The organism is Paenibacillus sp. WG02 (assembly GCF_055396115.1).
Window position 1 is genome coordinate 7,831,026 of sequence record NZ_AP036016.1, and the last position, 12,755, is coordinate 7,843,780.

Genomic DNA, 12,755 nt, shown 5'->3' on the forward strand with positions numbered 1-12,755 from the left:
GCGCACTCCAGGATTTGCACGCGTTCACTTCATAATCTCTCAGATCCTCCACAAAAAAAAAGATCATCTCCCCTGCTAATTTCTACAGGTTGGATGACCTTTTTTACCCTACTCCTGAACTGGAAGCCACTCTTGTGACCACTTCGCAATTTCACCGAAAATCGGAGCCAACGCTTGCCCCTTATCCGTAAGTGAATATTCGATACGAACCGGACTTTCTGGGAATACTACCCTCTTAACAATACCTTCATGCTCAAGCTCCTTCAATCGCTCCGACAACACCTTGCCGCTCAAATTTGGAAGTGCCTGATCGATATTTATGAACCGCTGCGGGCCTGATAGTAATTGAAAAACGATAAGCGATGTCCAGCGCTTGCTGAGGATTTCTACAGCTTTCTCGAAACGAGGACACAATAGGTTTCGTTCCATGTTTATCACCTCTATATGTCTATTTATTATAGAGTAAGTGGACACGGATATACAAGGTTACAAAAAGTAATTTAGTTACTTGACGAAACTATAAATTTGGCGTAGTATCAGTTACATAAAGTAACTAAGTGAATTTAAGTAATTTAAAAAGGAGTGTTTTTATCGTGATTTCACCCATATTTGTAGGACACGGATCTCCCATGATGGCTATTCAAGATACAGCTTGCACACAATTCCTGCTCGACTATGGCAAGAAGCTTTCCCCGAAAGCTATTGTCATTTTCACAGCTCATTGGGAAACAGAGGTACTCACTATCTCGTCCACCAATGACGTATATGACACGATCTACGATTTCCGCGGCTTCCCGGATGAGTTGTTTCAAATCAAATATCCGGCCAAAGGGGATGTGGAACTGGCTCGAATGATCGCTGACCGTTTCACGGCGAAAGGCATCCCTGTGAATTTGGATTCACAGCGCGGGCTTGACCACGGCTCATGGGTTCCGCTTTTACGGATGTTCCCACTACCTGCATGCCCAGTCATTCAAGTGTCTGTCAATCCGTACTTGCCGCCTGCGGAGCAGTATCGCATTGGCGAAGCGCTGCGCGGCCTCGATCAGGAGGATATCCTGATTATCGGAAGCGGTGCTACTGTGCATAATTTGCGAGCTCTCAATTGGGATGCCAAAGAGCCAGACGCTTGGGCTGTTGATTTCGACGAATGGCTCATCCAGAACATGCAATCGCAGAACCTGGAAGCGCTGTTCGACTACGCTGCTTTAGCCCCGAATGCTCGCATGGCTGTGCCAAGACCAGAGCATTTCATTCCGCTCTTTATTACAATGGGCAGCGGTGACCCGGAACGTCCCGTCCAAGTAATTCATCGCAGCTATGAAGTCGGTTCGCTCAGCTATCTTTCGGTCTCTTTTTAACATGAAATGGACGACTCGCATATTTCAAGGTGTGCTGGCAGTCGCGTTTCTAATGTTTGGCTTTATGAAATTATCCACAAATCCCATGCAGGTGGAAGCTTTTACAGAAACCTACGGGTATGGTTTAAACGCCATGTATGTCGTTGGAGTTATTGAATTATTAGCAGGAATCGGACTGGTTATCGGCTTCTGGAATCCGCGCATTGCATTCTTCTCCGCTGGGATTATTGTAGTTATAATGGCTGGCGCCATGCTAACTCATGTCCGATCAGGTCAAGGTATGAGCACCGCGGCATTACCGCTTATCTTTCTCCTCCTGGCATTAATTGTTGTGCTAAGACGATCCAAACGCGCATAAGCAAACGGGTATCCCAGCCAGATGGCAGGTGATACCCGTTTTTGTAATTTACGACGGAATAGGCTTCGACATGTGTTCCCGATACTCCGTTGGCGTTAAGCCTGTATATTTTTTGAAGGTGCGTAGGAAGCTTCTCGTATTTGCATATCCGACCGCTCCCGAAACGTCGTTAACTTTGATGGACTTATCTTTCAAAAGCTCCATAGCCGCTTTAATGCGAATCTCGATCATGTAATCGATAAAATTGCTTTCCGTGTGATCCTTAAACAATCGGCTGATGTAAGGCGGAGTGAGATGAAACATTTCGGCCAACCGATCTAAGGACAGATCATACTCCTGATAATGCTCTTGGATATAGTCCAGCATTCGCTCGATCGTCTCATTTTTCCCACGTGAATTGCGCTTTTCCTCAATTTGTGAAGCCAAGCCCTCGAGAGTATCTCCGACTAGCCGTTCCGCATCCTTCCAGTTCTCACACTTCCCGATCCGGTCATAAAAGCTGCTCAGGGGACCCATCGATATTTCCGGCTCAATCCCAATGGCTTTGACGGTTTGCAAAGATTTCATCACAAGGTCGTAGCATAGCTGCCTGATCAGCTCCGGAGGAAGATTGCTCACAACCGCTTCACGGAATGCATCCGATAAGTACGTTAGCATCTTGACGCGATCTGTTTGCCTCATGGCTTCCATCACCGGATCGATCATCCGGCTAAGTTTGTAATAATCCTGTCGATCCGGCGGCTGCAAGTCGTCTACCGATATGACCGAATGCTTACCAAAGATCATCTTATAATGAAGCGCCTTCTGCGACTCATCGAAGGAGTTCGGTATCTCTTTCATCTCCATGCGGCATTTGCCGACTCCGACAGTTACCGTTAAGCCAAACTGCCTCTTCATGATATCAAGGATGAGTTCAAGTATGACTAATGTTCTCAAATGATTTTGCTCCGAATCACCTTCTGCAAAGCTGAGAAGAACAGCCGCCCGGCCACCACCCAAATCAATGGCCAAACCCGCATGTTCAGTTCGGATCAGCTCCTCCGCGACATTGCAGAACATATAGGTGTACAACGTTTCGTCCCGCGGATTCAGCTGTTCTCCTTCCTTGCCAATCTCAGCCGTACAAACGATAAAGCGCTCCGAATACATGTGAATCCCTAAAAATTCCAAATGATGATACATCGCATGGAAATCGGAACGGTTGCCGTTCAATACATCCATCATGATCTTCCACTTGAGCATAGGCTTCGAATCCCTGACATGCTGTTCCAAGTGCTCACGGTCTGTAACCATCTCATCGAATATATGCTCCAGGTTTCTGAGTCCTATACTCTCTGCTCCCTGTCCTCTACGCTTGTTCACGCCGGACAGCTTACCTGCCAAACGATCCAGCGGCTTAAAGGTCCAGCGGTTCACATAAAATAATGCAGCCAATGCCAAAAAGAACATCACGACGGCAAATGTGAGCAGCAGGTTGCGTGTAACCTTGATCGGCTCAAATACGGTGGACTCCGGCATTATGCTGACAAATTTCCAACCTGTGTATCCGCTCGTCCGGTAAAAAACTGACTCCTGAATCCCGTCCAGCTTCACATTGAAAGAGCCGCTGTCAGGATCCATTAAGATCGTATGTATATATGGCAGCGACTTCATGTTGCGGTAAAGCTGGTTCTTATCGTCATGAGTGACGACATTCCCTTCCGCATCCAGAATGAAAAATTGACCAGCGTGCCCATCCTCGTAGATCGCTTTAATCATCTGAGACAACTGAGCCTCTTTGATGCTAATAGCCATTAGACCCTTCCTGAAGCCAGGACTGCTAAGGCTAGGAAAGCTGCGGACCAAGGTAATCACATCTTGGGTCTCATGACCATCCCATACCTTCTGAGTCGATAGCCACTTAAAATATTCAGGCATATCCAGGTACTGGGCCAACCAATTGAACTCTGACGAAGCTTGCTTTAAATAGGTTTCCTCTGTCATTAAGTCGCCACTGATATGTGAATACGCAAAGACTGAGGAATAATTCGGATTATTTGAAATAAATTCCCTCAATCTGTTTGTCAATGTATAGTAAATGCTATACCTGTGACCGTCATCACTGTAGCTGTTATTCATAAAATAAACAAATTCCAGCCCTTCCGCCATGGAGAGCAGATCCTTCTCCGTCTGGCGAAAGGCAGCCTCGATCTTGGAATCAACCTGCTTCAGCAGTGCAAGATTAGCATCCTGTAAGTCCTTCTGCAGCCTGCCCACGGTGCCAGTATAGGACAACCAGAAGGTCAGGGTGATGATGAAGAGGAATACGATACCATATATCATCATGGCTTTTCCGGATATGCTGGTTCTCATGATGGACCTCCGCTTCGGCGCATTGTTTTGTTTTCTATTGTACCATTAACACGGCTGTCCGGGAGGGAAAATCTGGTCTTCCTATCAGTTGATGGTATTTACAGTAACGCCGGCAAGGGAGTAGATAAACACTGGTGCTCCAGTCAGAGGTACGCTTACAACTCCTGATACTGCAGCAATATATTTGAAGCTCCCATCTATTCCAACAATCGTTACACCGGGATCAGATGTCGCAATTTGGGCCGTTCTGGAAGAGCTGCTTGTCGTTTTCCAGCTAGCATCCCATAAAGATGTGATGTACTGGTTCTTATTCTCATCCCAGAATTGATAACCATAATAGGGATTGGCTATATTTGATACAGTACCCAAATACTTCGAATCCTTAAGCACCCTAATCAACGTGTAGTAACCATAGTAGCTCTCCTTCGGTTTACCGTTCCAGTCGATCAGACCGAGGTTATGCTCCAAATTGTTGGTCTCCGTACCGTCATCGGCAAAATCATACCAGTGCATCGTTCGGATTCCGTTTGCGATGGCGTGCATGTATGCTCTGGCCAAATAATTTCTTTGGGTCGATCGATCCACCGTTTTTAAGTAGCTTCCGCCTGTATAGGTGCTCCAGCCTAGCTCGGTAACTACGATTGGCTTTTCTCCATCACCATGGCTGGCCATGACGGTTTTCAGTTCCTGGAACGATTGGAGAAGCTTTTCTGGTGCGCCTTGTTCCAGACCTGGAACAGCAGGATACTCATATTTGACGTAAGGATGGACATCCATGACATCGAAATACGTTTTCACAAAGGCGCCATTCTGTCCATCGGAATTATACAAGGCATCCAGCCAGTTCAAGCCCTCATCCGCTTTTAAACGATCCAGGCCGGCGAGAGCAGGCTCTACAAGCAAGCTCTTGCTGCTGACCGCTTTCAAGCTGTCATGATTTGCCTTGAGGGCGGCCGCTGCAGCAGCCGGATCTCTTTTGGCAAGATCAGGTTCATTATAAGTTGAGAACGTATAGGCTCCCCCATTATTATCAGACTGAACATAGCTTGGGCCATGATAAAAGTAGTGGAAATTTAGTCCGCTTTTGCCGTACAACGTCTTCATCGCGCTGCTGTGATCCCACCATCTGTTCTTATTGATTCCTCCAAGATCTCTAAGAAGACGCAATTTTGTCATCAGGAACACATCTTCCGTCTCGCCATGGTGCACATAGTTTCCTCCACCGTAAGGAGCATCGTTGATGGCAAATATATCTCCGACCTTCTCCCCGCCAAGAACAGATGGCGTAGTAATTTTCAACGTCTCAACATCTTTCCTCTCTCCACCGGTCGAATGGAAGGGAGTTACGGCTACATAATAGGTGGTCTCCGGCTTCAGAGCGAAATACGATAAGTATTTGCCGACCTGCTCAAGGGACTTGGCCTCAGCCACGAATTTCGGCGTCAACCCTGCCGTACTCGCAAAAGGAGATGTCTCGATATAAACGCCGTATTTGGTTACATTATTGACGACGCTGTTATAGCTGGACCAGTCCAGATATAGCGTGCTGTAATTTTTGAGCTCCGCAGTAAACTCAACTTGATCCGGCGTCGACTTCTTCGGAAGCGCAGGGTCGTACAGCTTCCAGCCCCAGATCGCCACTTCTCCGACCGTTAAGATCTCCGAATTATTCGCATTATGCATAATAATTTTGACGTATTTCGCAGGCTTGCCTGGAACACCGTAGCCCGGCGTATTCACGATCACGTTCGCTGTGCGGCTGCTCGCATTAGGCGTATAACCGAGAGACGTATAGTTCACACCGTCGGTACTAACGAGAACCTCATACCCGTCCATGAACTTGTTACCACCTGATGCCAATGTCCATACATCGATTTTTCCGATTTGATACACATCGTTCAAGTTGAAAACAACCGTGCCGAACTTCCCTTTCGAACCCCAAATCGAATTGGTCGTAGAAGCAGCGTCGGATTCTTTGCTGGAACCGTCGATTAAGTCCGGTGCTCCCCCTACGGTATCATTCTTGGAGCTATCGTTATCGTATTTGATTAAATCTCCATCTGTAATGAACGGGTAGTCGGTCAACCACTCGTAGGATGCGCCAGTCGCAATCTTGGGAAGGGACGTATTATAATAATAGCCGGAAGACCTTAAATAGTTATTGCTCAAAATAGCCATCGGCTCCAGAGTATCGCCATATACGGCCACTTCACCTAGCCTCATGACTTGCTTTGCCGGATCCTTGTGCATAATGACTTTGATATATTGCGCATAAACGACAGGCTTGACGGCAAGCGTAACGGGGGCAAAACCCGAGTCTGGTGGATTCGCATTGTCCATTGCCCCGACCCGATTGTAAGTCACTCCGTCGAAGCTGGCATATACCTCGAAATTCCTCATATGACTGTTATTGTCCGTGTCCGCCCATACCTTCACCGATGATACCTTATAGACGGATTTCAAGTCGTATATAAGCGTTCCATATGCAGCAGAGCCTTCCGCGCTCCCTGTTGTGCTGCTCGTGTTATCGTCTGGACCGTTACTGCCATCCGTCATATCCGGCCCACTGGTGTCATCCGAAGCGATCAGAGCCGGATCCGTCGCATGGATCCCTTCTGTCAACCAGGTATAGGACGCTCCGGTAGCCATAGCCGCTGTACCCTCAGGGAAGAGTGTCCCTCCGATCACATTTCCACTTAGTACCTTCTCGCCGTTTGCCGCTTGAACAGGTTGACTTTCCAAAGGAATAGCAACGAAAACCAAACCGAGCAGAAAAGCAAATGCAACGACAAGAGCACAGCTCTTTTTCATAAATCTCATGGCAAAGCTCCTCTCTGGAATGTGGCGTACAGGATCGGAACAGCTTCGTCGGCGGCCGCTTCAGAAGGCATGTCATCACCTTTTGAACGTGCCTTGACGGTTACTATACTGCTCGCCGTATAACTGCCATCGTCTGTCGTCACGGTAATCGTCGCTGTACCTTCTGACACTCCAGTAATAGTTGCATGCAGCTTGTCGACCTCTTGAGCAACACTTACAATCGCCGGATTGCTCGATGTGAAGCGGACCTTCCTGTTACTTGAATTGCTTGGTTGGACCTTTGCGTTCAGGGATATCGCTTGACCCTCTTTCAAAGTTACGGTCGAGCGGTTCATTGTAACCCCTGTTACTTGCACATCGCCGTCTGTTACAGGTGCCTTGATTGTCACCGTACTTATTGCCGTATAGCCACCATCGTCTGTCGTCACAGTAATCGTTGCCGTACCCGCTGACAGACCAGTGACGGTTGCTTGCAGACCATAGACCCCTTGCACAACGGTTGCCACCGCTGGATCACTCGATGTAAAGCGAACTTGTTTGTTGGTTGAGTCGCCTGGAAGGAGCGTCGCATTCAGGACGGCCGTTTCTCCCAGATTCAATGATGCCGTCATTTGGTCCAGCGTAACTCCTGTTACTCGCACTTCGGGCGCAGCGATTTCGGTGAAAATCAAATCTTCAAACAACTGCGTATTTTTGCTGGAACCAATCCCGCTCATATATTCAAGCCAACCGCGTCGAGTAGTTCCGTCATTCTCATTAATCAGCATGGAAAACCCGAAGATGTCTTTGTCCTGTGGCGATTGGCCTTCAGGCAGCAGCTCCGACCACGGAATCGCGAGCTCATAGGTGGTGGCGATGTCGCTGCGATTAACCACCGCTTGCACAGTCGTCATTTCTCCTGTCGGTTTACCGTTAGCTGACAACCATCTCCAGACCATCGGGCCTTGTTCTCCTAGCGCGATACCGAACTCGTTGTTTTCCGCGCTGCCGATGCCGTTAACTCTTCCCGTATCAATAGAGAACTGTATGCTATCCCCCTGCCACATGTCGCCGCCAGTTCCTTTTTGAACATGGATATTATCTTGAACTTCCATACCGAAGTAGAGATGATTGCGGTCCCACTTCAGATAGCCTTTGCCGCTTAAATCCTGCTCACCGCCCCAATTGGCGATGTTCTTATTTTGATCCGCTCGGTTGATGACGATAGGCATGCCATTATGCCAGCTTGCCTCTAACAGCTTGCCATCTATGATCGGCGCCGTCTGGTCGTTCACAGCTGCAATAAAGTTAAACGGTCTCTCCACGATCTTCGTAAATCCGCTATCCAACTCAACCATGAGTTTTAGCTTGGCTCTCGCCTTTTCCGGAAGCTCGGTGATCGGAATCGTTATTTTCTTAATTTCCCTGGGTAAGAGACCATTGAAAGCAATCGGGCCGCTTTGTCCTAAGACCAAATATACAGCCTCGGTAACGCTTATAGCGCCGCTAAGCTCCTTGTCCTCAGTCGCATTCTCCACATAAATTGCCGCATTCCATTGATCCCATTGCCCGGGTACAGCAATCTCAGGCGCCATGCGGACTTTGATCGTCTCCAGTACATTAGCCTTTAATTTCATGGACGCAACAAGCGATGTGCCCGAGATGACTTGGAGCGTAAGCTCCTGGACTTTCTCTTCCGCGTTAAGCGGAACGGGAATAGTAATCGGAATGGCCGTCGTTCCCGCTGTAAAGTTTACGTCACCTTCCAGCTTCCATTCATCGGATGGACCAATTAGCTCCAACCTTCCGTCCAGCTCCGCACCCATCCCGAATCGGTTGATCGCAGCGTGGATAACCTCTCCACGTCTAACATCCACCGAGGGAGTCTTTAACACAAAGGAATCATCAATGGACGAAATCTCAACGCCCGTGCTGGAGTAAATAAACACAGGTGCGCCATTAATCGTTAAGCTTGCGCTACCATCGCTGACCGGCAAATAGGTATAGCTTCCGTCAATACCTACAACGGTAAGCCCGGCGTCCTTCGTTTTGAAGGTTGCTGTTTTGGTAGATTCATCCGCCGCCCAAAGCGATGTGATATACTGATTTTTCCCTTCATGCCAATATTCATAACCATAGTACGGATGCTCGACATTCGGCTGAGCCCTTACGTATTTGGCGTCTTTCAGTACCTTAGACATCGTATAGTAAGCATAATAGCTTGGCTTCGGGATGCCGTTCCAGTCGATGAGTCCCAGATTATGTTCTAGATTGGTCGCATCGAGTCCGTCATCTTGGAAATCGTACCAGTGCATTCTCTTAATCCCGCCAGCAATCGCATGCATATAAGCTCTAGCCAAATAGTTGCGCTGTGTGATCAGATTCACCGGACGAAGATAACTGCTTCCAGTATAGGTGCTCCATCCTAGCTCAGTGAAGATAATCGGCTTCTCCTGATCGCCATATTTGGCTTTCAGCGCCTGGATATCTTCAATTTTCTTAATCAGCATTTCCGGCGCACCTGGAATGAGTCCAGGCAAGCTGCCTTCATGGTTTTTCACATAGGGGTGTACATCAAGCACGTCAAAATAGGTTTTCACTAAAGCCCCATTTTGCCCATCTGATTTATATAAGTTCTCAAGCCAAGTCATACTTGCTGGTTCAGTTCCGCCAAGAGCAGGCTCGACCAGTAAGTTTCGGCTATCCACCGCCTTCAAGCTCTCGTGGTTTTGCTTAAATTGCATGGCCAGTGCAGAAGGATTTGTGCCCTTTAAGTCAGGCTCATTAACCGTGGAGAAGGACCAGGTTCCTTGTTTGTTTTCCATCGGAACATCTTGTGGCCCGTGGTAGAACGTATGGAACCCAACCCCGTATTTATTAGAGAACGTTTTGACCCAAGAATCATGAATCCACCAACGGTTGAAGTTAATCCCTTCGATGCCTCTCGTCAGAATAAGCTTGCGGATGATGTTCTCATCCTCTTTGCTCCCGTGCTGCACATAATTGCCTCCGCCATAAGGCGTATCGTTAATAGCGAAGATGTCCCCGACCTTCTCCCCGCCGAGAACGCTAGGTGTCGTGATTTTGACCGCGCTAACATCCTTGCGTTCGCCCGAGGCGGCACTCGTCGGAGTTACTGCGATGTAATAAGTCGTCTCAGGCTCCAAAGAAGAAACAAGCAGAAACTTCCCCTTCTGTTCAACCGATCCGTTATTGGCCGTCACATGAGCGGGTAGCCCGTTTGTTGTCGTAAAGTCGCTCTTCTGAATGTAGATGCTGTATTTATTGACCTTATTGACTACGGAATTATACGCAGACCAATCCAGATATAGCGTGTTGTAATTTTTCACATAGGTCGTGAATTCGACCTGATCCGGGTTATCTTTCTTGGCAAGCGTCACATCATACAGCTTCCAGCCCCAGATTGCGATCTCTCCGGCAATCAGTCGGTCGGAGTCGTTGGCATTATGCATGACGATTCTTACATATTTCGCATGTTTGCCGGGGATGCCGTAGGAAGGCGTATTAACCATGCTATTTGTATATCGGCTGTTAGGATTGGCAGTGTATCCGCTTGAGAAATAGTTGATGTTATCGACGCTCAGCAAAACCTCATAGCCGTCCATGAAATTACCGCTCTCCGCTTTGGACCACACATCGATATTCCCGATCTGATACACATCATTTAATGTAAAAGTTACCGTTCCGTATTTCCCTTGGGAGCCTGCGGCCATACTGGCTGTCGTATCTGCCGTTTCCTCCGTGCTCGAACCGTCAATTAGATCAGGCAAGCCGCTGACGCTCCCATCATTCTTAGCGCCGGCTTCATTGTCGCTCGTCATTAAACCAGTTTGCGTCACAAAAGGCTGTTCGGCGCTCCATTTATAGGTTGCCTTTGTATCCAGCTTTGGCATCCCTGTGGCATAGTAACCACCAGCTTTTAACTGGTTATTGCTTAGAATCGCCGGCGCTTCCGCAGCGTCGCCCCATATTGCCACTTCTCCTATGCTCATCGTGAGCTTAGCCGGATTTTTGTGCAGGATGACCTTTACATATCGGGCATATGGGGCAGGTTTGATGCTGCTGGTCACAGGAACGATGCCTGCGTCATCCCCGTATGTACTTTCGGTATCTGCAACGCGGTTGTAATTCGCACCGTCGATGCTTGCATAAATCTCGACCTGCTTCAAGCCGCTTGTTCCCGAGAATTCGGACCAAACCTGCAAGGCGGATACCCGGTATACGGCTTGCAGGTCATAGACCAGCGTTCCGTGAGCTGCTCCTAATTGACTGTAGGTCGATGTGACAACGCTTACAGAACCGTCTGTCATTTTGGCCGCTTTGCCAGGATCTGCAGCTAAAAGCCCGCCATTCGTAGCATATATTCCTTCCTGCTGCCAATCATATATGGCTCCGGTATCAATGACCGGTGTATTTTCCGGAAACAACTGGCCTAATGTATTATCACTTAGCAGCTTTGGTACATCCGACTCGGCCGCATGCGCGATAGGTACATCAGTCGATGCCATACCTATGGATTGAATAAACAATAACATTGCGAAGATGATGAGACATACTTTTTTAAGCATCACAGAACTCCCTTCTCCCTAATGAATAGCCTGATTAGAGCGTGTTTGCATGCAACGCTCGTCACACTTCCTCTCACCTCCACTCAAATCTTGGGTTCCATCGTATGATGAGATTAACCTTATCAAATGCGCTTGAAATCACAATAGACAGTTTTTGTCGGACGTGGCATTTCTTTCGATCCATCGCTGTAAGAGTGCAATTCAACAGCCTCAATAGTACTGTCTTAAAAGATGTAACTTGATCCGCCAATAGGTCACTTCCCCAAATGAAAAAAAACATGCCCAGACAAGAGAACTCTCTTGCCTAGCATGCCGGTTGATGTACGAATTAAATTGAATGGTATAGGTTTCGATAACCACTTGGTGTCAACTCCGTCAATCGCTTGAACGTATGGCAAAAGTGGGAAATATCCTGAAAACCTACAGAAGCTGCAACTTCCGTAATGGGCAGATCGCTCCCTTGTAAGAACTCCTTCGCTTTGTTGATACGATAGGCAATTAGAAACTCATTGACGGAGACCCCTGTATCCTGTTTGAAAATTCTACAAAGATACGATCGTGAAAGGTGAAACTGTCCGCACAAATCCTCTATACGCAAGGACTCCTGGTAGTGCTCCATCATATAGCTCAGTATGCTTTCGACAACCCTCTTCCGGTCTCCCGATCCCTGCTGAACAACGCCTATATCCGTCTGATATCGGCCTAACTGAGTAAACATATGCAGCAGGAGCCCTTTCACAGCAAGGGGATATCCCGGCTGCTGCTCCCTGATTTCCCGCTCCAGTTGACTAAGCGTTTCCTGCAAGCCCAGCAATTGGCGGGCATTTAATTGGACATGAAGGGAGTCGCTGCCCATCTCTGGAAGCCACTGCTCGATCCAAGCGGCTATTTGCCCATCTCGCTCGTACAGCCCTTCTAGATAGCTTTTCTCCACGGCAAGAACATAGCGATGAAAGGGCACATCTATATCCGGGCGTGATCTATGCATGGCCATAGGCCGTACGACCGTGAAATTTCCCGGTCCTAATGTATGAATCCTCTCACCGGCGATGTATTTGCCACTGCCTTGTATGCATAAATAAATTTCGAATCCGCTATGCGAATGGAAACTGCGCTGGTACAAGCTCGTTGTTCGATACAAGCAATGAACGGGAAAGGTGGAAAGTGTCTGATTCGTCCACTCGTCTATTGCCGCTCCTATGGCATCAGGCTGCTCCACCAGTTCCAAGTTTTCCGATTTCGCCCCGCTCACAGTTCTTCACTTCCTTCGCATCTAATTCGTAGACAATACCCCAA

General features: G+C 48.0%; 7 protein-coding genes. 2 read left to right on the top strand and 5 right to left on the bottom strand.

Features of this window, described 5'->3' with window-relative positions; all coding sequences use genetic code 11:
- Positions 1–108 precede the first annotated feature (108 nt).
- Positions 109–429 (bottom strand): winged helix-turn-helix transcriptional regulator, encoded by a 321-nt coding sequence (locus ACBP55_RS35315; protein ID WP_464648313.1) that lies wholly within the window; start codon positions 427–429, stop codon positions 109–111.
- A gap of 164 nt (positions 430–593) precedes the next feature.
- Here ACBP55_RS35315 and ACBP55_RS35320 point away from each other — a divergent pair, with 164 nt between their 5' ends.
- Both ACBP55_RS35320 and ACBP55_RS35325 read left to right on the top strand, forming a co-directional pair.
- On the top strand, positions 594–1,361 hold the full coding sequence (locus ACBP55_RS35320; protein WP_464648314.1) for a DODA-type extradiol aromatic ring-opening family dioxygenase: 768 nt from the start codon (positions 594–596) through the stop codon (positions 1,359–1,361).
- 1 nt (position 1,362) lies between these two features.
- On the top strand, positions 1,363–1,719 hold the full coding sequence (locus tag ACBP55_RS35325) for a DoxX family protein (protein WP_464648315.1): 357 nt from the start codon (positions 1,363–1,365) through the stop codon (positions 1,717–1,719).
- Between the two features lie 48 nt (positions 1,720–1,767).
- Here ACBP55_RS35325 and ACBP55_RS35330 read toward each other — a convergent pair whose 3' ends face one another.
- The 4 genes from ACBP55_RS35330 to ACBP55_RS35345 all read right to left on the bottom strand — a co-directional run bounded on the left by ACBP55_RS35330 (position 1,768) and on the right by ACBP55_RS35345 (position 12,711).
- On the bottom strand, positions 1,768–4,071 hold the full coding sequence (locus tag ACBP55_RS35330) for a PDC sensor domain-containing protein (RefSeq protein WP_464648316.1): 2,304 nt from the start codon (positions 4,069–4,071) through the stop codon (positions 1,768–1,770).
- A gap of 84 nt (positions 4,072–4,155) precedes the next feature.
- Positions 4,156–6,891: a discoidin domain-containing protein gene (locus ACBP55_RS35335; protein ID WP_464648317.1), complete on the bottom strand. Its 2,736-nt coding sequence runs from the start codon at positions 6,889–6,891 to the stop codon at positions 4,156–4,158.
- Complete coding sequence (locus tag ACBP55_RS35340) at positions 6,888–11,459, bottom strand: Ig-like domain-containing protein (RefSeq protein ID WP_464648318.1); 4,572 nt, start codon at positions 11,457–11,459, stop codon at positions 6,888–6,890. The genes ACBP55_RS35335 and ACBP55_RS35340 overlap by 4 nt, the downstream gene beginning before the upstream one ends.
- 328 nt (positions 11,460–11,787) lie before the next feature.
- On the bottom strand, positions 11,788–12,711 hold the full coding sequence (locus ACBP55_RS35345) for an AraC family transcriptional regulator (protein WP_464648319.1): 924 nt from the start codon (positions 12,709–12,711) through the stop codon (positions 11,788–11,790).
- Positions 12,712–12,755 lie beyond the last annotated feature (44 nt).

What these genes read in the sequence shown, in the direction of transcription:
- ACBP55_RS35325 (WP_464648315.1), top strand. Translation starts at nt 1,363, where the DNA reads ATGAAATGGACGACTCGCATATTTCAAGGTGTGCTGGCAGTCGCGTTT.
- ACBP55_RS35315 (WP_464648313.1), bottom strand. Translation starts at nt 429, where the DNA reads ATGGAACGAAACCTATTGTGTCCTCGTTTCGAGAAAGCTGTAGAAATC.
- ACBP55_RS35340 (WP_464648318.1), bottom strand. Translation starts at nt 11,459, where the DNA reads ATGCTTAAAAAAGTATGTCTCATCATCTTCGCAATGTTATTGTTTATT.
- ACBP55_RS35335 (WP_464648317.1), bottom strand. Translation starts at nt 6,891, where the DNA reads ATGAGATTTATGAAAAAGAGCTGTGCTCTTGTCGTTGCATTTGCTTTT.
- ACBP55_RS35330 (WP_464648316.1), bottom strand. Translation starts at nt 4,071, where the DNA reads ATGAGAACCAGCATATCCGGAAAAGCCATGATGATATATGGTATCGTA.